Source organism: Streptomyces sp. NPDC001231 (assembly GCF_042896885.1).
Classification (GTDB): Bacteria; Actinomycetota; Actinomycetes; order Streptomycetales; family Streptomycetaceae; genus Streptomyces.
Genome location: NZ_JBIAXS010000003.1, coordinates 309,729 through 330,162 on the forward strand (window position 1 = coordinate 309,729; position 20,434 = coordinate 330,162).

The 20,434-nt window shown below is 73.6% G+C and carries 20 protein-coding genes; 10 read left to right on the forward strand and 10 right to left on the reverse strand.

Annotation, left to right across the window (positions count from 1 at the left end; all coding sequences use genetic code 11):
* The first annotated feature begins 27 nt into the window (after positions 1 to 27).
* From ACFY3J_RS05955 to ACFY3J_RS05970, 4 genes are all read left to right on the forward strand, one after another.
* Entirely contained in the window at positions 28 to 942 is a 915-nt protein-coding gene (locus ACFY3J_RS05955; protein ID WP_384181184.1) for an SDR family oxidoreductase, read from the forward strand.
* Positions 943 to 1,088: 146 nt separating this feature from the next.
* The gene (locus tag ACFY3J_RS05960; RefSeq protein WP_382621258.1) at positions 1,089 to 1,895 is read left to right on the forward strand and encodes an SDR family NAD(P)-dependent oxidoreductase; all 807 of its coding nucleotides are present in this window, start codon (positions 1,089 to 1,091) and stop codon (positions 1,893 to 1,895) included.
* A 149-nt stretch (positions 1,896 to 2,044) separates the two neighbouring features.
* On the forward strand, positions 2,045 to 2,740 hold the full coding sequence (locus tag ACFY3J_RS05965; protein WP_390840372.1) for a L,D-transpeptidase family protein: 696 nt from the start codon (positions 2,045 to 2,047) through the stop codon (positions 2,738 to 2,740).
* 164 nt (positions 2,741 to 2,904) lie between these two features.
* A complete protein-coding gene (locus tag ACFY3J_RS05970) occupies positions 2,905 to 3,090 on the forward strand; it encodes a hypothetical protein (RefSeq protein ID WP_141355396.1) in 186 nt (61 codons plus the stop codon).
* 67 nt (positions 3,091 to 3,157) lie between these two features.
* Here the strand turns inward: ACFY3J_RS05970 and ACFY3J_RS05975 are convergent, their stop codons facing one another.
* Positions 3,158 to 4,537: a S1 family peptidase gene (locus tag ACFY3J_RS05975; RefSeq protein WP_390840373.1), complete on the reverse strand. Its 1,380-nt coding sequence runs from the start codon at positions 4,535 to 4,537 to the stop codon at positions 3,158 to 3,160.
* A 130-nt stretch (positions 4,538 to 4,667) separates the two neighbouring features.
* Positions 4,668 to 5,678, reverse strand: coding sequence for a DUF3800 domain-containing protein (locus ACFY3J_RS05980; RefSeq protein WP_390840374.1), 1,011 nt, complete (start codon positions 5,676 to 5,678; stop codon positions 4,668 to 4,670).
* 77 nt (positions 5,679 to 5,755) lie between these two features.
* On the opposite strand from ACFY3J_RS05980, the gene ACFY3J_RS05985 reads away from it, so the two are divergent.
* The gene (locus ACFY3J_RS05985; RefSeq protein WP_141355390.1) at positions 5,756 to 6,136 is read left to right on the forward strand and encodes a PPOX class F420-dependent oxidoreductase; all 381 of its coding nucleotides are present in this window, start codon (positions 5,756 to 5,758) and stop codon (positions 6,134 to 6,136) included.
* Between the two features lie 74 nt (positions 6,137 to 6,210).
* Positions 6,211 to 7,470 (forward strand): glycosyltransferase 87 family protein, encoded by a 1,260-nt coding sequence (locus tag ACFY3J_RS05990; protein WP_390840375.1) that lies wholly within the window; start codon positions 6,211 to 6,213, stop codon positions 7,468 to 7,470.
* Positions 7,471 to 7,504: 34 nt separating this feature from the next.
* Here ACFY3J_RS05990 and ACFY3J_RS05995 read toward each other — a convergent pair whose 3' ends face one another.
* Both ACFY3J_RS05995 and ACFY3J_RS06000 read right to left on the reverse strand, forming a co-directional pair.
* Positions 7,505 to 7,918, reverse strand: a complete 414-nt coding sequence (locus ACFY3J_RS05995; RefSeq protein WP_384181308.1) for a Zn-ribbon domain-containing OB-fold protein — start codon at positions 7,916 to 7,918, stop codon at positions 7,505 to 7,507.
* Between the two features lie 146 nt (positions 7,919 to 8,064).
* Complete coding sequence (locus ACFY3J_RS06000) at positions 8,065 to 8,826, reverse strand: TetR family transcriptional regulator (RefSeq protein WP_384181194.1); 762 nt, start codon at positions 8,824 to 8,826, stop codon at positions 8,065 to 8,067.
* Between the two features lie 161 nt (positions 8,827 to 8,987).
* Between ACFY3J_RS06000 and ACFY3J_RS06005 the strand changes: the two genes are divergently transcribed.
* Positions 8,988 to 9,821 (forward strand): hypothetical protein, encoded by an 834-nt coding sequence (locus ACFY3J_RS06005; protein ID WP_390840376.1) that lies wholly within the window; start codon positions 8,988 to 8,990, stop codon positions 9,819 to 9,821.
* Between the two features lie 104 nt (positions 9,822 to 9,925).
* Positions 9,926 to 10,654 (forward strand): peptidoglycan-binding protein, encoded by a 729-nt coding sequence (locus tag ACFY3J_RS06010; protein ID WP_384181198.1) that lies wholly within the window; start codon positions 9,926 to 9,928, stop codon positions 10,652 to 10,654.
* Positions 10,655 to 10,736: 82 nt separating this feature from the next.
* On the opposite strand, the gene ACFY3J_RS06015 is transcribed toward ACFY3J_RS06010, so the two are convergent.
* From ACFY3J_RS06015 to ACFY3J_RS06030, 4 genes are all read right to left on the reverse strand, one after another.
* Complete coding sequence (locus ACFY3J_RS06015; protein WP_390840377.1) at positions 10,737 to 13,205, reverse strand: SpoIIE family protein phosphatase; 2,469 nt, start codon at positions 13,203 to 13,205, stop codon at positions 10,737 to 10,739.
* Positions 13,206 to 13,282: 77 nt separating this feature from the next.
* A complete protein-coding gene (locus ACFY3J_RS06020) occupies positions 13,283 to 13,663 on the reverse strand; it encodes a hypothetical protein (RefSeq protein ID WP_172632751.1) in 381 nt (126 codons plus the stop codon).
* A 332-nt stretch (positions 13,664 to 13,995) separates the two neighbouring features.
* On the reverse strand, positions 13,996 to 14,919 hold the full coding sequence (locus tag ACFY3J_RS06025; protein ID WP_390840378.1) for a MurR/RpiR family transcriptional regulator: 924 nt from the start codon (positions 14,917 to 14,919) through the stop codon (positions 13,996 to 13,998).
* Positions 14,920 to 15,009: 90 nt separating this feature from the next.
* Complete coding sequence (locus ACFY3J_RS06030; protein ID WP_384181204.1) at positions 15,010 to 15,675, reverse strand: nucleoside/nucleotide kinase family protein; 666 nt, start codon at positions 15,673 to 15,675, stop codon at positions 15,010 to 15,012.
* Between the two features lie 216 nt (positions 15,676 to 15,891).
* Between ACFY3J_RS06030 and ACFY3J_RS06035 the strand changes: the two genes are divergently transcribed.
* Complete coding sequence (locus ACFY3J_RS06035; protein WP_384181205.1) at positions 15,892 to 16,644, forward strand: beta-phosphoglucomutase family hydrolase; 753 nt, start codon at positions 15,892 to 15,894, stop codon at positions 16,642 to 16,644.
* A complete protein-coding gene (locus ACFY3J_RS06040) occupies positions 16,641 to 18,983 on the forward strand; it encodes a glycoside hydrolase family 65 protein (protein ID WP_384181207.1) in 2,343 nt (780 codons plus the stop codon). Before ACFY3J_RS06035 ends, ACFY3J_RS06040 begins: the two co-directional genes overlap by 4 nt.
* 35 nt (positions 18,984 to 19,018) lie before the next feature.
* Here the strand turns inward: ACFY3J_RS06040 and ACFY3J_RS06045 are convergent, their stop codons facing one another.
* Together ACFY3J_RS06045 and ACFY3J_RS06050 are read right to left on the reverse strand one after the other, a co-directional pair.
* On the reverse strand, positions 19,019 to 19,912 hold the full coding sequence (locus tag ACFY3J_RS06045) for a M56 family metallopeptidase (protein WP_390840379.1): 894 nt from the start codon (positions 19,910 to 19,912) through the stop codon (positions 19,019 to 19,021).
* Positions 19,909 to 20,292, reverse strand: coding sequence for a BlaI/MecI/CopY family transcriptional regulator (locus ACFY3J_RS06050; RefSeq protein ID WP_141355372.1), 384 nt, complete (start codon positions 20,290 to 20,292; stop codon positions 19,909 to 19,911). Before ACFY3J_RS06050 ends, ACFY3J_RS06045 begins: the two co-directional genes overlap by 4 nt.
* Positions 20,293 to 20,434: the final 142 nt, after the last annotated feature.

Consider the following 20,434-nt stretch of genomic DNA (forward strand, 5'->3'; position numbering starts at 1 on the left):
GACGGAAGACGCATCGGGAGGTCGGACATGCCGGGCCCACTGGAAGGCAAGGTCGCGCTGGTCGCGGGGGCGACGCGGGGAGCGGGACGGGGAATCGCGGTGGAGCTCGGCGCGGCCGGCGCCACCGTCTACGTCACCGGACGCACCACCCGCGCCCGCCGCTCGGAGTACGACCGCCCCGAGACCATCGAGGACACCGCCGACCTGGTCACCGAGGCCGGCGGCCACGGCATCGCCGTACCGGCCGACCATCTGGAGCCCGGCCAGGTCCGCGCCCTGGTGGACCGCATCGCGCGCGAGCAGGACCGTCTCGACGTCCTCGTCAACGACATCTGGGGCGCGGAGCACCTCTTCGCGTGGGACACCCCGGTGTGGGAGCACGACCTCGACAAGGGGCTGCGGCTGCTCCGGCTCGCGGTGGAGACACACGCGATCACCAGCCATCACGCCCTGCCACTGCTGCTGCGTCACCCCGGTGGCCTGGTGGTGGAGATGACCGACGGCACCGCCGAGTACAACCGGGACACCTACCGCGTCAACTTCTTCTACGACCTCGCCAAGGCATCCGTCCTGCGCATGGCCTTCGCACTCGGCCACGAACTCGGCCCGCGCGGCGCCACGGCGGTGGCCCTCACCCCCGGCTGGCTGCGCTCGGAGCTGATGCTCGACCACTTCGGGGTCCGGGAGGACAACTGGCGCGAAGCCCTGGACCGCGTCCCGCACTTCGCCATCTCCGAGACCCCGCGCTATGTGGGCCGCGCCGTGGCCGCCCTGGCCGCGGACCCGGACGCGGCCCGCTGGAACGGCCGTTCCCTCTCCAGCGGCGGGCTCGCCCAGGACTACGGCTTCACCGACCTGGACGGCAGCCGCCCCGACGCCTGGCGGTACCTCGTCGAGGTCCAGGACGCCGGCCGGCCCGCCGACCCGACCGGCTACCGCTGACCGGGCCCCGCTCCGACCACGGCGTCGCATCTCCCGGCCCGCCGGCCACGACGTGGACGGGCGTGGGGAGTTGCGGTGGTCGCGGGAGCGACGAGATGCTGCGCGCCGACTGCCCGAGAGGCCCTTCGGGGAAGTAGGTTCGGCGCATGACGGACAGTGGGCGGTTCGACGGACACGGGGTTCTCATCACCGGCGCGGGCCGGGGCATCGGCGCTGCCACCGCGCGCAGGCTGGCCGAGGAGGGGGCCGGGGTCCTGGTCACCGACCTGGACGGGGACGTGGCGGAGCACACGGCGGCGGCGCTGCGTGAGCGCGGACTCACGGCGCGGGCGCACGCGTTGGACGTCGCGGACCGGGACGCGGTCCAGGCGGCCGTGGACCTGGCCGTCCAGGTCTTCGGATCCCTCGACGTCCTGGTCAACTGCGCGGCCCACTGCACGCCCGACACCCCCTTGTTCGAGGACGACCCGGAAGCGGTGTGGGCCCGCGACCTCGACATCACCCTGACCGGTGCCTACCGCTGCTGCCGCGCCGCCCTGCCCCACCTGGCGGCGGGCGGCAGGGGAGCGATCGTCAGCATCGGCTCGGTCAACGGCGTCCAGGACTTCGGCAACCACGGCTACAGCGCGGCGAAGGCGGGGCTGGCCTCGCTCACCCGCACCCTCGCCGGACACGCCGCCTCCCGCGGCGTCCGCGTCAACCTGGTGGTGCCGGGCACGGTCCGCACCTCGGCCTGGGAGGGACGGGAGGCCGAACTCGACCGCGTCCGCGGCCTGTACCCGCTGGGCCGGGTCGGCGAACCGGAGGACATCGCCGCCGCGGTGGCCTTCCTCGCCTCCCGCGACGCGGCCTGGATCACCGGCACCACCCTGACCGTCGACGGCGGCCTCACCGCGGTCAACACCGCTTTCCGCGCGGCCGTTCAGGAGGAGCGGGAGGAGGGGGACACCTGAGCGGGCCCGGACCCGGACCCGGACCCGGCCTCGACCGCCGGGCGCGTGTCACCGTTTCGTCTCGGCACGCGCCGCTTTGCAACCGATGTGCCCCGCCACGGGTCTAGGTGTCGGGAAGTGCCGGAACGCACCTAGGGGGCAAGGCCGTTATGAGGGACATCGGCAGGCGGGGAGTGGTCGTACTGGGCGTCACGGGACTGGTGGCGCCGCTCACGCTCGCGCTCGGTACCGCACCGGCGCAGGCGGCGAGTTGCACGACGCAGGCGGGGCCGTACCAGAAGCAGGTGGAGAAGTTCCTCGGGCGGCCGGTCGACGGACGGCAGTCGGCCGCCGACTGCAAGGCCATCCGGGCCTTCCAGAACAAGCACGGCATCACGCCGAACATCGGCTACGCGGGTTCCGTCACCTGGGGCGTGATGAACCTCATGAACAAGCAGAAGGCCGTCGGCAAGAAGCCCAACAAGAGCGGCAAGTGCCCGGTCAACAAGGGCCGCATAGCCTGTGTCGACCTCACCCTCCAGCTCAGCTGGATCCAGGACGGCAGCCGGCTCGTCTACGGGCCGGTGCCGGTGCGCACGGGACGCAAGGGGTACACGACCCGCACCGGCCTGAAGAAGATCTACTGGCGGGACATCGACCACGTCTCGACCGTCTACAACGTGCCGATGCCCTACAGTCAGTTCTTCGACGGCGGGCAGGCCTTCCACTCCGTCGGCCTGAGCATGTGGAACCCGCCGGGTTCGCACGGCTGCGTCAACATGACGACGAAGGACGCCAAGAAGTACTGGTCGCTGCTGAAGAAGGGCGACGACGTGTTCGTCTACGGGCGCAAGCCGGGCACCTGACGGCACGGGCACGGGCCGACGGCACAGGTACGGGCCGACGCCGCGGCCCGTCGGTCGAGTGTGAACTCACGACGGTGACCTGCCGAATTGACGTGATGAGTGACACGGTCCGATATGTCTGTATCGCTCGTACTTATTCACAGCGCCTTCACGTCGGGCGGCATATGCTTCACGGCATGTCCACCAGTGTTGAACCCGTCTCCGAGCGATCGGCCGCGGAGGTCAACGAGGAGATCCGGGCGCTGTGGCGCAGGTCGGGCGGGATACTGACCACCGAGCAGCGCGAGGAGTACCAGCGCCTGGTGATGGAGTGGGCCGCGGCCGCCCCGCACTCCGACAGGGCGGCCTGAGCCGGCTCCGACCTCTCCTTCCTACCTCCGTCTTCGGTCCGGCCGTCGCCGCCGTCCGTGCTTTCCGTCAGTTCCATGTCGCCGAGTAGTACCTCTGGTAGGCCTTGCGGTCCCGTTCCGCGCGGATCCAGCGGGTGGCCACCAGGGCGATCAGACTGCCCCCCATGATCAGGAGACCGGGGCCGACGTTTTCGGGGTCGGAGAGCCGGGAGAGCGGCGTGGTCCCGTCGGCGCTGCCGGCCACCGGCGCCGAGGAGCCGGGGGAGGCCGCGCCGGGGGCGATGGCGCTGTGGGTGGCCGGGGCGGACGGCTCCGCGCTCTGCCCGGTGTCCTGCCGCGCGTCGGACACGATCAGCCGCACGTCGAGCGCCGACAGCGCCTTGGTGACCGGCTGGAAGAACGTCGTACCGCCCCTTGTGCAGTCGCCGCTGCCGCCCGAGGTCACCCCCAGGGCGATCCCCTCGGAGAACAGCGGACCGCCGCTGTCGCCCGGCTCGGCGCACACCGTGGTCCGGATGAGACCGGTGACGGTGCCCTCGGGGTAGTTCACCGTCGCGTCCAGGCCGGTCACCTCGCCGTCGCGCAGCCCGCTCGTGCTGCCGCTGCGGAACACCCGCTGCCCCACGGCCGGATCGCCCGCCCTCGTGATCCGTACGCCGTTGCCGCCGCCGATCGCCACCACGTCGGCGCCCTGGCCCGCGCTGCCGGAGTCGTACCGCACCAGCGAGAAGTCGCCGCCCGGGAAGGACCCGGCGACCGTCCTGCCGAGCTGCCGGTCGCCCTGGCCGTCGGCGAACCAGAGGGAACCGGTGGGCCCGCAGTGGCCAGCGGTGAGGATGAAGTCGGTCCGCCCGTCGGTCACGTTGAAACCCGCCGAGCAGCGCCCGTCGGTCGACAGGATGGGCTGCGCCCCGTTGAGACGGGTGGTGAAGGCGCCCTCGGTGCGCTCCATGCGCACAAAGCCGCCGATCCTGCCGGCGACCTCGGTCATCCGGGCCCAGTCGGCGGCGGAGACCGTGCTGTCGCCCTCGACCGTCACCCGGTTGGCGCGGTAGTCCAACGTCCAGGCCGTGCCGGCCACCCGGGGCGCCGCGCGCAGTGCCGCGGTGGCCGCCTTCAGCTCGTTCATGCTGTGCCGCACGATCTTCGCCTCGGTGCCCGCCCGCCGCACCTCCGCCGCCGCCCGCTCGTCGGTCACGGCGACCACCGGGCGCCCGTCGGAGCCGATCCAGCTGCCCGCCGTGCGCGAGGTGCCGAGCCGGGCCACCAGGTCGGCGCCGGACGGGCCGGATGTGCCGGCCGGCCCCGCGGAGCCGCGCGCGGCCAAGGTGCCGGGAGGCTCGCTCGCCATCGCCGCCTGCGCGACCATCGCTCCTCCCAGTAGGAGTCCCGCGACGGCCGTCAGCCGTGTCACCCGCCGGACGACCCGTCGTCGTGCGTGCCCCATGCATGGCTCCCGAACCCGAACGCGCGGTCTCAACACCGCGGGGCGCTACGGTCGTTGAGCGCCCTTCCTCCATACGTGGCGCGGCACTGCCGTGTTCAGCGCTCGGATGATCTTCTTCGGGCGCGCCCGCTCAACAGGGGAGCCGCGCCCCCGAGCCGGCCCGCGCCTCCCGGCCGGGGCCGTCCGGGAGCGGGCCGAGGCGGGCCCAGCTCGGGGCGTCTCCCCAGACGGAGGAGATACCGACGTAGGGGCGCAGCAGCGCGGTGAGCACCGGGTCGCCGCGGCCGTTCAGCTCGTCGGAGGCGAGCTTGCGGGCGACGCCGGCGAGGAAGTCGGCGAGCTGCACCCGCGGGTCCAGCCGCGAGTGGACGAGTTCCACACCGTCCAGGACCACGCCCCGCTGCCGGGCCGTCCGCAGGAGCCAGTCGACGCGGTCGGGAGTGAGCATGTTCTGCCGGTCGTGCACGAGCCGCACGGCGGTTCGCGGCGCGCTCCACAGCGCGGCCGTCCGCAGGATCGCGGGCAGCAGCGGGTTGAGCGCGGGGATCAGGGGCGGGCCGGCGGTGACCCGGGCCCGGTAGGCCTCGGCGCGCTCCCGGCTGCCGGCCAGCCGCTCCAGAACCGCCGCGGCCGGTTCGGGAACCTCCACACGCCGCAGTTCCTCGACATGGGCGAAGAAGCCGTCCACCGGGTCCACGGGCTCCGCGTCGCTCCTGACCCGCAGCAGCCGGTTGGCCGCCCGCAGGAACCGCCGCCATCCGTCCGCGCCGAAGGCCTCCTGCCCCGCGCCGTACAGGGCCTCGGCCCCGGCCGCGTCCCCGCGCAGCAGGTCCAGGGCGCGGTCCACCACGAAGAACGCCTTCTCGGTGAGGTCCACCCGGGCGTGCCCGTACAGCGGCCCGGCAGGGGAGAGCACCCACTCCAGTACCGCCCGGTGCTTCTCCCGCAGCAGATGGCCGGCCTTGTACTCCTCCGCGGGCGAGCGGATCCGGTTCCGTATCTCCCGCACGCACCCGGCGGCGGACTCCACCGGCAGCAGCACGCTGGCGTGCGCGAAGACGTCGGTGTTGCCGTCGGTGAGGTTCTCACCGTCCGACCCCGACTCGTCGCAGGCGACCTCCCGCACCCCGTCCCGCATCATTTGTCTCCGCCCCGTCCTCGTCGTCCCGGACCACAGCCCGAGTCTTCCACTGTCACGCCGGGCCTAGACTGCGGCGCATGGACGACACCCTGGTGGAGCGGCTCGGAGCGGGGAAGTACCTGCTCGTCACCAGCTATCGCAGGAACGGCACCCCGGTCGCCACCCCGGTCTGGGTGGTGCGCGACGGCGACGCGCTCGGTGTGTGGACGACCGCCGACTCCTGGAAGGTCAAGCGGATCCGCAACCGCGCCGACGTCCTCGTCGGCCCCTGCGACCTGCGCGGGCATCCGACCGGGGAACAGGTGGAGGCGCGGGCGGAGATCTGCGACGCGGACACCACCGCCCGCTACCGCGGGCTGATCGCCCGCAAGTACGGCGTGATCGGCCGCCTCACCCTGCTGGGCAGCAGGCTGCGCCGCGGTCTGGGAGGAACCGTCGGAATCCGCGTGACCCTCTGACCGCGTGGCAGCCGCCGTACGCGGTACCCGCTGGGCTAGTGTGCGGGGCGCTGCGAGACGACGGGGCTGGTGCGGTGCAAGGGATCTGGGCCAGGATTCGGGGGATCGGACAGTGGCTCGCCGGCCATGCCGGCTGGTGCCTGGCCGTCTCCCTGGCGCTGCACGTCGTAGCCGTCGTCACCCACCCCACTCACCCGCTGGACCTGCGCGTCTACCGCGAGGCCGCGCCACACGTGCTCTCCGGCGGCCTGTACGACTACGCGCTGCGCACCACCCCGCCCATCCCGCGGCTGCCGTTCACCTACCCGCCCTTCGCCGCACTCGTGTTCCTGCCGCTCGCGCGGCTTCCCTGGGCGGCGCTGGTCGCGCTCTGGCAGGCGCTTTCCGTGGCGGCCCTGGTCGTCGTCGCCGTGTGCGCGGTGCGGCTGCTGGGCCCGTGTCCCGGCGGCCGGGTCCGGCAGCGCGCTCTGCTCTGGGCCGCCGTCGGGCTGTGGCTGGAGCCCGTGCGCCACACCCTCGACCAGGGTCAGGTCAATCTGCTGCTGGGCGCCGTGGTCCTGTGGGGCCTGGCCGTGCCGCGCGCGGCGCCGGGCAGGGGAGCGGGGGTGGGCCTGGCGGCGGCGGTGAAGCTGACCCCGGCCGTCGGGGGACTGTACCTGCTGGCGACCCGGCAGTGGCGGGCCGCCGCGTGGGCGGTCGCGGCCGCGGCGGCGGCGACGGCGCTCGCCTGGGGTGTCGCCCCGCGCGAGTCCGCCCGCTACTGGTCCACGCTCGTCACGGACACCGGCAGGGTCGGCCCGGTCTGGTCGGTGCGCAACCAGTCGCTGCGCGGTGCCGTCGCCAGGCTGCTAGGTCAGGACACCACCGCCGCCGTGGTCCTCTGGTCCGTGCTCGCTCTGGTGACCGTGGCGCTGGTGTGTGCCCTGCGCTCCGCCGTACGACGGCACGACCTGCTCGGTGTCCTGGTCGCCGTGGAGCTGTACGGGCTGCTGGTGAGCCCCGTCTCGTGGAGCCACCACTGGATCTGGTGCCTGCCCGCCATGATCTGGCTGGCCCACGGACCCCTCCGGGGCCGCCTGCTCAGCCGCGTGGTGCTCGCGTGGTGGGCCGTGGTCACCGTCGCCCGCGTGGTGCCCTTCCTGATCGGCGCCGAGGACCACCTGGTCCACCCCGGCGCCTATCCGGCGCTGCTCGCCTGGCCCGGCTGCGTCTACGCCGGGTGCGCCGTGCTGACGCTCACCGCCGTGGCGCTCCGACCCGCGGGGCGCGACCGGCCGGTCCTCGCCGCCGGCAGTGTGCCGGAGCGGGATCGCTCGGACATCGTAGGTGGTTGACGGCCGGGCAACGTCGTGGGCGGTTGACCGCCGGTCAGCTCCAGGCGCCGTACGGCTCGTCGACCAGCTGGAAGACCGGCTCGCCGCGCACCGGGTCCTTCGCCATGGACAGCCGGACCCGGTCGCCGCCGTGGATGCCGATGGGCGGCCCCATGACCCGGCCCCGTACGACGAAGCCCTCGCTCAGCTCGATCAGCGACACATTGCGCGCGGCGGGGGAGTTGCGGTTCACCACCGTGGAGTGGCGGACCGTGCCCGTACCCGCGCTGCGCTCGGTGCGCAGGTCGCTGCCCCGGCACACCGGGCACAGCAGCCGGTGGTACACGGCCGTCCCGCACCAGGTGCAGCGCTGGAAGTACAGGGCCCGCGAGTCGTGGGCCGCGGCCTCGAGAAGGCCGGTCGTGGAGCCCGCTGCCGCAGGAACGGTGTTTCCTGAGTGGTAGTACACGCTGGTCAACTCCCTGCGCTCGGCCGGAATCCCTTGTGCGCGGCGCCCCTGGGCACGCGTGTGCACGGTGGTCGCGCCGCCGTGCACACGCACAGCGTATGGCACTGGGTGTCACCCGTAAAGGCACTGCGTACCCTCAATTGCCCTCAGTTCGGGAGCTGCCGACCCTCCGCGAGCGCCGTCTCGACCTCCCGCACCACCTGCCACAGGGGCGCTCCGCGCCGCGCGACCACGACGACCACGTCCTCCTGTGCCGCCCCGGGCCGCCGTCCGGCGCGAGGGGCGGCCGGGTCGCAGAAGACGGCCTGCACATGGTTCAGCGCCTGGTCCACCGCCGCACCGGCGTCGCCCCGGCCGTCCGAACGCAGCCACGAGCGCAGGGCGTTGTTGTGCGCCGCGACCACCGCCGCCGCGATCACGTCCGCCCGCAGCGTCCCGTCGCGCCGCTGCGCGAAGCGGGTCCGCAGATACCCGGCGAGCGCGCGCTCGTAGCGCCACACCACCGACAACTCGTACGCCCGCAGCCCCGGTACGCGCTTGGTGATCCGGTAGCGCTGGACGGAGAACGCCGGGTTCTCGGCGTACATCCGCAGCACCAGGCGGGCCGCGTCGCAGGCCCGCCGCACGGGTTCGTCCTCGTCGCCGCCGGCGGCGAGGAAGGCCGTCATGTCGGCCAGGTACCGCTCGTGGTCGGGGAAGACCACGTCCTCCTTGGAGGGGAAGTAGCGGAAGAACGACCGCCGTCCGACGCCGGCGAGCGCCACGATGTCGTCGACGGTGGTCTGTTCGTAGCCGCGCTCCAGGAACAGCCGGAACGCCGCCGCCACGAGGGCCTCCCGCATGGGCGTCCGCCCGGCGGCCGTCCGCGCCTTCTCACCGCGGCGGGACGCGGCGCTGCTGGAGCTCATGGACGGGAACGTAGCATCCGGACGGGCGTAGCTGGCACTCGGTGCAGCTGATGGGGGAACCGAGTGCAAGGGGGAGCATCGGGCGGTGGGCGCAGTAACCTTTCCCCACCTTCTCCCGCTCCTCGTCCGTCCCACCGGACACCACGTTCCAGGAGACGCCCATGCCGCCCGTTCGCTCCCGTCTGCTCTACGTCACCGACCTGGCGTACCCGGCCCGCGGGCGCCGCTACTGCGACGAGGACATCCGGCTCACCTCGCGCCTGCGCGAGGACTTCGACCTGGCCCTGTGCCACCCCCGGGACGCCGCCGCGCTGATGGACGCCTTCGACGCCGTCGTCGTGCGCAACAGCGGACCCGTCCTGGAGTACCAGGCGGCCTACGACGACTTCCGGACCCGGGCCCTGGAGCGGAAGACACCGGTCTACAACCCGCTCACCGGCCGCGCGGACATGGCCGGCAAGCAGTACCTGCTCGACCTCAGCGCCGCCGGCCGCCCGGTCATCCCCACCGTCGACCGTCCCGAGGACCTGCACCGGCTGCCCGCGGCCGACCGCTACGTGGTCAAGCCCAAGCTGGGCGCCGACTCCATAGGCCTGCGCATCGTCCCCGCCGGGGAACTGCCCGGCCTGGCCGACGGCGGCCTCCTCGTCCAGCCGCACATCGACTTCGCCTACGAGGTCTCGTTCTACTTCGTCGACCACGACTTCCAGTACGCCCTCCACGCCCCGGACCCGGAACGGCGCTGGGAGCTGCGCCCCTACGAACCCTCCCGCGAGGACCTGGAGTTCGCCCGGAGCTTCGTCGAATGGAACACCCTCGCCCACGGCATCCAGCGGGTCGACGCCTGCCGCGCCCCGAGCGGCGAACTGCTGCTGGTCGAACTGGAGGACCTCAACCCGTACCTGTCCCTGGACGCCGTCGACGACACAGGGCGGGACGCCTTCGTCGCCGCGATGAAGTCCTCCCTGCGCCGCTTTCTCGCCGCCACCGGGTGAGCCGCCACCGCCCGCCGCACCACGGGCGGCGCTGAACCGGCCGGGCGGCGGCCGCGTATCACTCCTCGGGACGGGGCCCGGACGCAGAGCGTGAGGAGTGCAGTGTGTCGACACCGCCCGGACACGGACAGCCGCACGGCGGGGCGCCCCTGGAGCCGGTACGCGTCATCCGGCCCAGACGGACCGACGCCCTCGCCGAGCTCATGAGGGAGTTCAGGGAGTACCAGCGGGACACCGGCGGCGAGAATCCGCCGGGGCCGCCCGACGGATCCGTCGAGGACGCGGCGACCGAGGAACTCCCGGCCGCACCGGCCGGGAGTTCCGCACCCCGGGGCCCCGCACCTCGAGGTCCCGCACGCCGCCGGGCGCCGGTCCGGGAGCCGGACGCGGCGGGGCGCTCACTGCGCGGGGCCGCCGTCGCGGTCGCCGTGGCCTCGGCCGCGCTGCTCGGTTTCGGCTGCGCCCTCCTGCTGCCCGCCCGGGGCGAGGCCGCCGGCGCGGCGGCGGCCCCACCCCGACCGTCCGCGAGCGCCGCCACGCCCACCCGGGCCGCGACCCCCACCGACAGCGGCACCGCGCCGGCCGATCCGGACGGCCCCGGCACCCTGCGCGAGGGCGACAGCGGCCCGGAGGTCACCGAACTGCAAGAACGCCTCCTGCGCGTCCCGGACGTCTACCGCGACGGCTCCGCCGACGGCCGCTACGACGGCGAACTGAAGGCGGCCGTCGCCCGCTTCCAGCTCTGGTACGGCATCAGCGGCGACGAGACCGGCGTCTACGGCGACGACACCCGCCGCGCGCTGGAGTCCCGTACGACGGTCGACGGCGGATGAACCGGTCGGAGGCGGCCGCGCCGGACCGGCGTCACCCGGCGGCCGTGGCGGACGGTGCGGTGAGGGCCGCGGCGAGCGGGGCCTACACCGGCTGAGCGGGCACCCGGAGGTCCAGGACGCAGACGTCGTCGCGGCGTTCGCCCTCCAGCATCGAGGCCAGCAGCGGCCCCAGCGCCCCGGCCGGGCCGCCGCGGCCGGTCGCGGCCGCCGCGGCGAGTCGCTCCAGGCCCTCCTGGATGCCCTCCCCGGGCCGCTCGACCAGGCCGTCGGTGTACAGCAGCAGCCGGTCTCCCGGCTCCAGCCGGCACTCCGCCTCCTCGAACGCCGGGGTTCCGGTCGCCCCGAGCAGGACACCGCGCGGACGGTCGAGGTAGCGGGGCTCGCCCCGGCGCAGCAGCAGCGGCGGCGGGTGTCCCGCCTGGGCCCACAGCAGACGGCGCTCGGCCGGCTTGTAGCGGGCCAGCACCATGGTGGCCGTGCGACGGGTGTCCCGGGAGTGGAGCAGCAGGGTGTTCAGCCCGAGGAGCGCGTCCGTCAGCGCCGAACCGGTGAAGATCATGCCCTTGGCCGTGAAACGGAGTTGGGCCATGGTGGCCACCGCGTCGATGCCGTGCCCGGCGACGTCGCCGATCACGAACAGCGCGTCACCGCCCGGCAGTTCGATCGCGCTGAACCAGTCACCGCCGACGTGGATACCGGACTGCGCGGGCAGATAGGCCACGTCGACCCGCAGCCCGGCCAGCCGCACGGGCCGCCGCGGCAGCGGCAGCAGCGCGTGCTGGAGCCGGCCCGCCAGCGTCCGCTCGGCCTGGAGGATCCCGTGCTGCGCCAGGATCGCCCGCTCGCTCTCGACGAGGGCGAGTTCGGCGCTGCGCTGCGCGGTGAGGTCCTGTACGAAGCCGTGCACCTGGACCGGTGTGCCCTCGGCGTCCGGGACGGCCTCGGCGACGAGCCGCAGATGCCGTACCCCGGCCGCCGTCCTGATCCGGAACGGCACGTCGAACGGCTTGCCCTCGGTGAGCAGTTCGCGCACCACCCGGGCCAGCCCGGGTGCGTCCTCGGGCAGGGCGAGCTCCGGCAGCTCGGCCAGGCGGACCGGTCCGTCGCCGGGGTCGCGGCCGCACAACTCGTAGACCTGGTACGACCAGACCGACTCCTGGGTGACCAGGTTCCAGGTGGCCCAGCCGAGGTGGCCCAGCCGCTGGATGTCCGCCAGGCGCTGCTCCTGCCGGTCGGAGGACTCGTGCCGCAGCCAGGTGACCACCAGTCCGTCGCCCAGGCGGGCGGCCCGCACCGAGTACGTGGACAACTCCTGCCCACCCGCCACCAGTTCCTGCCGCGCGAACGGCTCGCCCTCGTAGGGCTCCCCGCCGGTCAGCGTGTCCAGCCAGCCCTGCCACAGCGGCTCCCGGGCGGCGGCCGGCCAGCATTCGAGGAGCCGCCGGCCGACCAGTTCGCGTCCGCCGCGGCCGACCGTGTCGACGGTCTGCGCCGTCGCGGCGTCTATGCGGTAGTCCTCGACCTCGCCCGACGGTGACCGCAGCGGGGTGAGCAGCAGTGTGGTGCCGGGCAGCGCGTCGAACAGCGCGCGGACCACCGCCTCGGCGCCGTCCGCGGTGCCCGCCACGGCGGGCTCCGGCCGGGCGGCGAAGGCGCGCAGCCGGCCCGCGCACAGCCGGGTCACTCCGCGCAACAGCTCCCGGACGTCCGGGAGGAACGGGCCGGGGCGGTCGCGCAGCACACCGATGACGGCGTCCGCCGCGTCCCCGTTGAGCACGGGCAGCCAGGCGCGGGTGAGCCACGGTCCGGCCGGGCCCCCGATCGGCAGGTACCGCTTGCTGTCCTCGGCGAGGTCCTCCAGCCACAGTTCCTCGCGGGTGTCGAGGGCGTGGCGCGCGGCCACCCCGCTGACCGGGGGCACGTGCCGCCACAGGTCGGCGAACACGTCGTCGATGCCGGCGTGGCCGATCAGCCTCAGCTCTCCGGCGGGCAGCCGCCGGTAGATCATCACCGCGGCGGCCCCCGCGGGCACGGCGAGGTGGTCCAGCAGGCACCGGGCGAGGTCCCGCGGGGTGCCGACACGGACGAGGGCCCGGCCGAGCACGGCGAGCACGTCCGAGCCGCCGCTTCCGTCAGGGACGTCCGTCCCGGTCTCGGCGGGTGCGGGCCCCGCGTCGGAGGGTGCGGGCCGTGCGGGGGAGGCCGCGGCGCCCGCGGGTGCGGGGGGTGGGGTGGCCGGCTCGGGGCCGGCGTGGTCCGGCCGGGACCGAAGGGCGCCGAGCGTGATCCAGCACTCCTCCATGAGCGTGCGGTTCGCGGCCCTGGACCGCGCCAGCAGCTCCTCGTACGCGGCCTCCGCGGCGCAGCCGGTCAGCGCCATCAGCGCTCCCTCGGCCCGCTCCAGTACGGCCGAGGCCGCCGCCTGGTCCTGGAGCCGGTCGAGCTCGGCCCGCTGCCTTGCCACCACCTTGGCCAGCGCCGCCGTGTCGGGGACGGTGCCGGACTCCGCGGGAACGGCGGGCTCGCTGGTCACGCGTCGAGCATCGCACATACCGGCCGGTCCGATCACCGGATTGCCGGCCCGGATTCACACGCGACCCTGGGCGTGGTGGGCGCGGCCGGGACGTCTCACCGATGTCCGGCGCGCTCCACGAGTGCCTCCGTCACCGCGCGGACGCTGCGGGCGATGTGCTGGAGTTGCAGCAGTTCGGCGGCGTACAGCTTGATCGTGTGCTCGATGACCGACTCGGGCATGCCCAACCGGGGCAGCTCGGTGCGCGCGGTCTGGAGGGCGGTGCGGGCCACCCGGATCTCCTGCTCGACCTGTATCCGCGCATGGCGGGCGAGCAGCACCGGGTGGCGGATCAGCGCGGGGTAGCTGCCGTAGCGCGCCGGGACCAGTTCGCGCAGCCACTTGGCCGCGGAGCGTTCCCAGTCGTAGCTGCCGGGGGTCTTGACCTGGCGGGGCCAGTCCGGGCTGAGGCGCGTGGTCGTCGGGGGCATGGTCATCGCTTCCGGGTGTGCGGCGTCGTGAAGGGGTGGTACGACGAGGTGAGCGGCCCCGGCCTAGGGGATGACCGGGGCCGCCGCGGGCGTTCGCGCAGGCGATGCCCGACCCGGCACCCCGTGTGCCGACGCCGGTGGGAGACGGCGGCTCGGAGTGCCCGTGCAGGGTGTGGCACGTACCGGGGTTGGGCCGGGCCGTGATCCGTGAGCAGTATTTATATATGCCGTTCGGTTGGCAAGGAGTATGTAAACATTCACGCCCGCTTGCATTGCCCGCCAGGAAACGGCGGTCCTCCGATGCCGCGCCGACCGTGGAAGACCGGTGGTGAGCCCGGTCAGTCCCGGAGGAAGAAGTGGTGCTGGTCGGCGATCTGCTCGTACTCCTCCAGCCGGGCGTGGGTCCGTTCCGGGTCGGCGTCGGTCATGGCCTGGAGCAAAGCCGCGCACATCACGCCGGGCGCCGCGTAGGAGTCGAAGACCAGGCGGGACCCGGTCCCGGTGGCGAAGGTGACGTCGGCCTCGTCGGCCACCGGCCCGAGCGCCAGGTCGGTGATCACGGCCACCTTGAGTCCGGCGTCGCGGGCGACCCGTACGGCGGCCAGGGTCTCGTGGGCGTGCCGGGGCATGGAGAAGGCCAGCACCCAGGTACCGCCGGCCTCCCGGGCCTGCAACAGCGCGTCGTAGGCGACGCTGCCGCCGCGGGTCACCAGCCGCACGTCCGGATGGATGCGCCGCGCCGCGTAGGCGAAGTACTCGGCGAGCGACCCCGAGATGCGCAGGCCGAGCACGGTCAGCGGGGTCGAGCGCGACAACTCGCGACCGGTGTCGATCACGAGGCCGGGGTCGGCGAAGTCCCGGCGCAGGTTCTCCAGGTTCCCGATCTCCGCGTCGACGGCCGCCTGGAGTTCGTTGCTCCGGTCCTGCACGGCCGTGCCCGGCCCGCCCGCCAGCGTCCGCAGCGCGATGGACTGGAGCCTCTCGCGCAGCGCCGGGTAGCCGCTGAAGCCCACCGCCGCGGCGAACCGCGTCACCGACGGCTGACTGACGCCGACCCGGTCGGCGAGCTCCGTGATCGACATGAACGCCGCCTCGGTGATGTTCTCGATCAGGTACTGGGCGATGCGGCGCTGCCCGGGAGACAGATGGGGCCCGTCGAAGATCGTTCTGAGCTGGGACGTAGGGGCGGCCTCCGCCCGTGGAACCGACTTTCCCGAGGTGATCGCGGACGCCTGTGCGCGTGCCTGCTGCGGCGATGGCACCGAGGCGCCTCCTTTGTCTCCCACAGAGGCCCAACATAGTCCAACGCGGCAGGGGCGCCCGTCGCGCCGGACGACCGGGACCGGGCGGGCTCAGGCCGCGCGGGTGCGGGGCGGCAGGGCCGATCGCGGCACGATCAGGTCCGCGCGGGACCGGGTCGCCGCGACCAGGTCCGCGTTGCGCTGGTCGGTGCCCAGGACCCAGGCCACCGCCTCCTGGTGCGACTTGCCGAACTCCTCGTGGCGGGCCACCAGGCGGCGTACGCGCTCCGGCTCGTCGAGTTCGCAGAACCAGACCTCGTCCAGCCGGGGCCGCACCCGCGCCCAGAGTCCGGTGTCCAGCAGCAGGTAGTTGCCCTCCGTCACCACCAGCCGGGCCGACGGGGGTACCGGGACGGTGCCGGCGACGGGCTGCTCCAGGACGCGGTCGAAGCAGGGCGCGTACACCGTCTCGTCCGGCTCCTCGCGCAGCCGTCGCAGCAGCGCCGCGTACCCCGCCGCGTCGAAGGTGTCCGGCGCGCCCTTGCGGTCCCGGCGGCCGAGCCGGTCGAGTTCGACGTCGGCGAGGTGGAAGCCGTCCATCGGGACGTGGGCCACCCATGGCTCCCCGTCCCCGTCCCCGTTCAGTGCCCGCACCAGGTGCTCGGCCAGGGTCGACTTGCCCGCGCCTGGGCTGCCCGCGACACCGAGGATCGCCCGGTGTCCGGCACGGGGTAGGGCTCGGGCACGGGCGAGGAGGTCGTCGAAGGCCGGCGGCATGCGGCACAGTGTGTCACCCGGTTGGCGGGGGCGGATCCCGGCGCCGAGGGGAGGACGCGCCCGCGCAACCGGCGTACGCCCGCCGCCGGGAGCACGATGGCCGCGGGACTGACGACCGTTCGCCGCGACTGAACGTCGGAGAACGCCGGATGTGGCATCGGCCGGATGTGGCACCCGACACCCTCTCAAAGCCGCGATGCGGGGAAAGGTGCCTTTATGACACAGCTCGGTCTGCCCGAAGACATCACCGTCTGCCTCTTCGACCTCGACGGGGTGGTCACCAAGACGGCCGTGGTGCACGCGGTCGCCTGGAAGGAGACGTTCGACGCCTTCCTGCGCGAGCGGGAGGGCGTCGGCTTCCGGCCCTTCGACCAGGTCGCCGACTACGACGAGTACGTCGACGGCCGCCCCCGCGCCGACGGGGTGCGCACCTTCCTCGCCTCCCGCGGCATCGAACTGCCCGAGGGAAGCCCCGACGACCCGCCGGACGCCCCGACGGTCAACGGGGTCGGCAACCGCAAGAACGAACTCCTCCTGGAGAAAATCCGTACCGAGGGTGTGGAGGCGTACGAGGGCACCCTGCGCTACATCGGGGCCGTCCGGGCCAAGGGCCTGCGGACCGCGATCGTCTCCTCCAGCGCCAACACCCGGGACGTCCTGCGCTCCATCGACGCCGAACGCCTCTTCGACGTCCGCATCGACGGAGTGGTCGCCCGCGAACGCGCGCTGCCCGGCAAGCCCCGGCCCGACACCTTCCTGGCCGCCGCCCGCGACCTCGGCGTCGACGCCGGGCGGGCCGCCGTCTTCGAGGACGCGCTGGCCGGCATGGAGGCGGGCCGCTCGGGCCGCTTCGGATACGTCGTCGGCGTCGACCGCGTGGGCCAGCGCGACGCGCTGTACGCGCACGGCGCCGACGTGGTCGTCAAGGACCTCGCCGAACTTCTCGGCGCGGGAGGAGGAACCGCGTGATCACCCACCGTTCGTACGCCGTCGAGCCGTGGACCGTACGCGAGACGGAACTCAGCCTCGACGTCCTCGCCCAGAGCGAGTCCGTCTTCGCGCTGTCCAACGGGCACATCGGCTGGCGCGGCAACCTCGACGAGGGCGAACCGCACGGACTGCCCGGCTCCTACCTCAACGGCGTGTACGAGGTGCACCCGCTGCCGTACGCGGAGGCCGGCTACGGCTACCCCGAGTCGGGCCAGACGCTCATCAACATCACCAACGGCAAGGTGCTGCGGCTGCTCGTCGACGACGAGCCGTTCGACCTGCGCTACGGCCGGCTGGTCTCCCACGAGCGCACCGTCGACCTGCGCCGCGGGGTGATGGAGCGGACCTGCGAGTGGATCTCCCCGGCCGGCACGACGGTCCGGGTGCGCTCCACCCGCCTGGTCTCCCTCACCCAGCGCTCGATCGCCGCGATCGCCTACGAGGTGGAGCCCGTCGGCTCCCAGGCCCGCGTGGTCATCCAGTCGGAGCTGGTGGCCAACGAGCAGATGCCGCAGTCCGACGGCGACCCCCGCGCGGCGATGGCCCTGGAGTCCCCGCTGGAGCCGGAGGACGACTTCGCCTCCGGCGAACGGCTGCGGCTGGTCCACCGCACCCGGCACAGCGGCCTGCGGGTGGCCGTGGCCGCCGACCACGTGATCTCCGGCCCCGAGCACACCACGACCGACAGCGAGAGCCATCCCCACCTGGCCCGGTTGACGGTCGCCTCCGTCCTCGAACCGGGACAGCCGCTGAGGGTGGAGAAGTTCGTCGCGCACGGCTGGTCCGGCGCCCGCTCCCTGCCGGCGATGAGCGACCAGGTCGACGCGGCCCTGGCGGCCGCCGCGCACGGCGGCTGGACCGGCCTGGTCGATGAACAGCGGGCGTACCTCGACGACTTCTGGTCCTGTGCCGACGTCGAGGTGGACGGCGACGAGGAGATCCAGCAGGCCGTGCGCTTCGCCCTCTTCCACGTCCTTCAGGCCGGCGCCCGCGCCGAGGAACGGGCGATCGCGGCCAAGGGGCTGACCGGCTCCGGCTACGACGGGCACGCCTTCTGGGACACCGAGATGTTCGTGCTCCCCGTGCTGACCTACACCTCGCCCGACGCCGTGACCGAGGCGCTGCGCTGGCGGCAGAACACCCTGCCCGCCGCCCGGGAGCGCGCCGCCCAGCTGGGCCTGCGCGGCGCCGCGTTCCCCTGGCGGACCATCGAGGGCCAGGAGGGGTCGGCGTACTGGCCGGCGGGCACCGCCGCCTTCCACGTGAACGCCGCCATCGCGCACGCCGTGGTGCGCCACGTCGCGACGACGGGCGACGAGGACTTCGAACGCGACACCGGAGTGGAACTGCTGGTGGAGACGGCCCGGCTGTGGCGCTCCCTGGGGCACCACGACCACCACGGCACCTTCCACATCGACGGTGTCACCGGCCCCGACGAGTACAGCGCGATCGCCGACGACAACACGTACACCAACCTGATGGCCCGGGCGAACCTGCTGGCCGCGGCCGACGTCGTCGAACGCCATCCGAAGGAGGCGGAGCGGTTCGGCGCCGACGACGAGGAGAGCGCCACCTGGCGGGACGCGGCCGAGGCGATGAACCTCCCGTACAACGCCGAGCTGGGCGTGCACGAACAGCACGCGGGTTTCACCCGCTACCAGCGCTGGGACTTCGCCGGCACCCGCGCCGACCAGTACCCGCTGCTGCTGCACTTCCCCTACTTCGACCTGTACCGCAAGCAGGTGATCAAGCAGGCCGACCTGGTGCTGGCGATGTACACCTGCGGCAGCGAGTTCGACGAGGAGCACATCGCCCGCAACTTCGCCTACTACGAGCCGCTGACCGTGCGGGACTCCTCACTGTCGGCCTGTGTGCAGGCCGTCATCGCCGCCCAGGCGGGCCATCTGCGCCTGGCCTACGACTACGCGGCCGAGGCCGCCCTCATGGACCTGGAGGACCTGGAGCACAACACCCGCGACGGGCTGCACATCGCCTCCCTGGCCGGTACCTGGCTGGCGCTGGTGGCCGGGTTCGGCGGCACCCGCAGGGCCGGTGAGGAGCTGTGGTTCTCGCCGCGGCTGCCGGAGAAGTTCAGCCGCCTCGCCTTCACACTCCAGTTCCGCGGCCGCCGGCTGCGCGTGGAGGTGACCCAGCAGAGCGCCACGTACTCGCTCCTCGACGGGCCGACCCTGACGATCCGTCACCACGGTGACCCGCTCACGCTCCGCCCGGGAGTCGCCACGGCCCGCCCGGTCCCACCGCCGAAGCACCTGCCGGCCCCGGAACAGCCCCCGCACCGCGAGCCCAATCCCCACTGACGTGTGCGCTCCTCGTCGTACGGGACGCCGTCGGCCTACGGGACGATGTGCACCAGCAGCCGCAGCAGGTCGCCCGTGGCGTCGGCGGCGCCCAGGGCGGGCAGCGCACCGAGGGCGAGGACGGCCGCCGCGACCGAGCGCAGATGCGGCGGCGGGGCGGACTGGAGCGCCGCGATACGGCGGGTGACGGCGCGATCGGTGAAGCCCAGCGCGCACGAAGGCTCCGCCCGTCCGGCCGTGAGCGCCGCGCGGGCGAGCGCGCGGGCGGTGGTGGTGCGGTCGCCGACCGCCGCGGCGGCCCGTTCGTCCGCCCAGCGCTCGACGAGGAAGGCCACCTGGTCGCGGACCGGCCCGAGCAGCGGGTTGGCCGCGAAGGCCAGCGTGGCCGCCGTCACCAGCAGCGCGTGCCGGTGCGCCAGATGGGCGCGTTCGTGGGCGAGCAGCACCCGGCGCTCGACCGGCTCCAGCGCGCCGAGCATCGCCGCGGTGACCAGGATCCGGCCCGGTGAGCCGGGGATGGCGAACGCCCGCGGCACGGGCGAGGCGGCGACGATGAGTTCGGTGTCCCTCGGCTGCCCCTCGCACAGCCGCCGCAGCGTGCGGCGCGTGGCGTACTCGGCGCGGACGGCCCGCCACAGCCGGTGGGCGATCAGCGCGAGGGCCGGGCAGGCGGCGATCCCGATCGCCTCGGGCACCGGGTCCGGGACCGCGTGGCCGGCCTCCCGGGCCTCGGCGACGACCGGCGGGGCGTCGTTGAGGAGGGTGGCGGCCAGCAGCACGAGGGACCACACGGTGGCGGCGGCCGTCACCACGGCGGCGGCGGTCAGCACGCGCGCGGCCAGGGCGGGGGCCACCCGCCGGCCGACCGCGGGACTGATCGCGGCGAGCAGCGCGGACAGCGCCAGCGGGGTGTAGACGTCGACCGTCACGCGGCCCCTCCGGTGAGCAGTTCGCGCAGGGCCCGCTCCTCCTCGGGGCTCAGCCCGGTCACGAACTGCTGGAGGGCGGCGATCGGGTCGGGGCCGCGGTCCAGGGCGTCGTGCATCGCCTGGGCGGTCAGCTCGGCCGCGTTCTTGGCCGGCCGGTAGGCACCCCGCCGCCCGTCCACCTCGCGCAGCACCAGGCCCTTGTCGTACAGGCGCTTGAGGATGGTGTGCACGGTGTTGTAGGCCAGGCCGCCGCCGATCTCCAGCTGGATCTCGGCAGGGGTGAGCGGGTGCTCCGTGGACCACAAGGCCGCGAGGACCTCGCTCTCCAACTCGCCCGAACTGCGCCGTTCCACCCTGCCGTGAGGCCCTCTGCCAGCCATGCCCTCAACCTTACAGCGCGTAGGGGGGTCAGGCGTCCGGCGGCGTCCCGCCCGGCGCGTGGGCGCGGCGCGGGTTAGTTTGTCCGTGTTTTCCCTGACGTCGTACCTGTTCTCCCCGACGTCTTACTTGTTTCCCTGACGT

Bases quoted from the DNA above. Each gene is read 5' to 3' on its own strand.
- ACFY3J_RS05955 (WP_384181184.1), top strand. From the start codon at position 28: ATGCCGGGCCCACTGGAAGGCAAGGTCGCGCTGGTCGCGGGGGCGACG.
- ACFY3J_RS05960 (WP_382621258.1), top strand. From the start codon at position 1,089: ATGACGGACAGTGGGCGGTTCGACGGACACGGGGTTCTCATCACCGGC.
- ACFY3J_RS05965 (WP_390840372.1), top strand. From the start codon at position 2,045: ATGAGGGACATCGGCAGGCGGGGAGTGGTCGTACTGGGCGTCACGGGA.
- ACFY3J_RS05970 (WP_141355396.1), top strand. From the start codon at position 2,905: ATGCTTCACGGCATGTCCACCAGTGTTGAACCCGTCTCCGAGCGATCG.
- ACFY3J_RS05975 (WP_390840373.1), bottom strand. From the start codon at position 4,537: ATGGGGCACGCACGACGACGGGTCGTCCGGCGGGTGACACGGCTGACG.
- ACFY3J_RS05980 (WP_390840374.1), bottom strand. From the start codon at position 5,678: ATGATGCGGGACGGGGTGCGGGAGGTCGCCTGCGACGAGTCGGGGTCG.
- ACFY3J_RS05985 (WP_141355390.1), top strand. From the start codon at position 5,756: ATGGACGACACCCTGGTGGAGCGGCTCGGAGCGGGGAAGTACCTGCTC.
- ACFY3J_RS06000 (WP_384181194.1), bottom strand. From the start codon at position 8,826: ATGAGCTCCAGCAGCGCCGCGTCCCGCCGCGGTGAGAAGGCGCGGACG.
- ACFY3J_RS06005 (WP_390840376.1), top strand. From the start codon at position 8,988: ATGCCGCCCGTTCGCTCCCGTCTGCTCTACGTCACCGACCTGGCGTAC.
- ACFY3J_RS06015 (WP_390840377.1), bottom strand. From the start codon at position 13,205: ATGTGCGATGCTCGACGCGTGACCAGCGAGCCCGCCGTTCCCGCGGAG.
- ACFY3J_RS06020 (WP_172632751.1), bottom strand. From the start codon at position 13,663: ATGACCATGCCCCCGACGACCACGCGCCTCAGCCCGGACTGGCCCCGC.
- ACFY3J_RS06030 (WP_384181204.1), bottom strand. From the start codon at position 15,675: ATGCCGCCGGCCTTCGACGACCTCCTCGCCCGTGCCCGAGCCCTACCC.
- ACFY3J_RS06035 (WP_384181205.1), top strand. From the start codon at position 15,892: ATGACACAGCTCGGTCTGCCCGAAGACATCACCGTCTGCCTCTTCGAC.
- ACFY3J_RS06050 (WP_141355372.1), bottom strand. From the start codon at position 20,292: ATGGCTGGCAGAGGGCCTCACGGCAGGGTGGAACGGCGCAGTTCGGGC.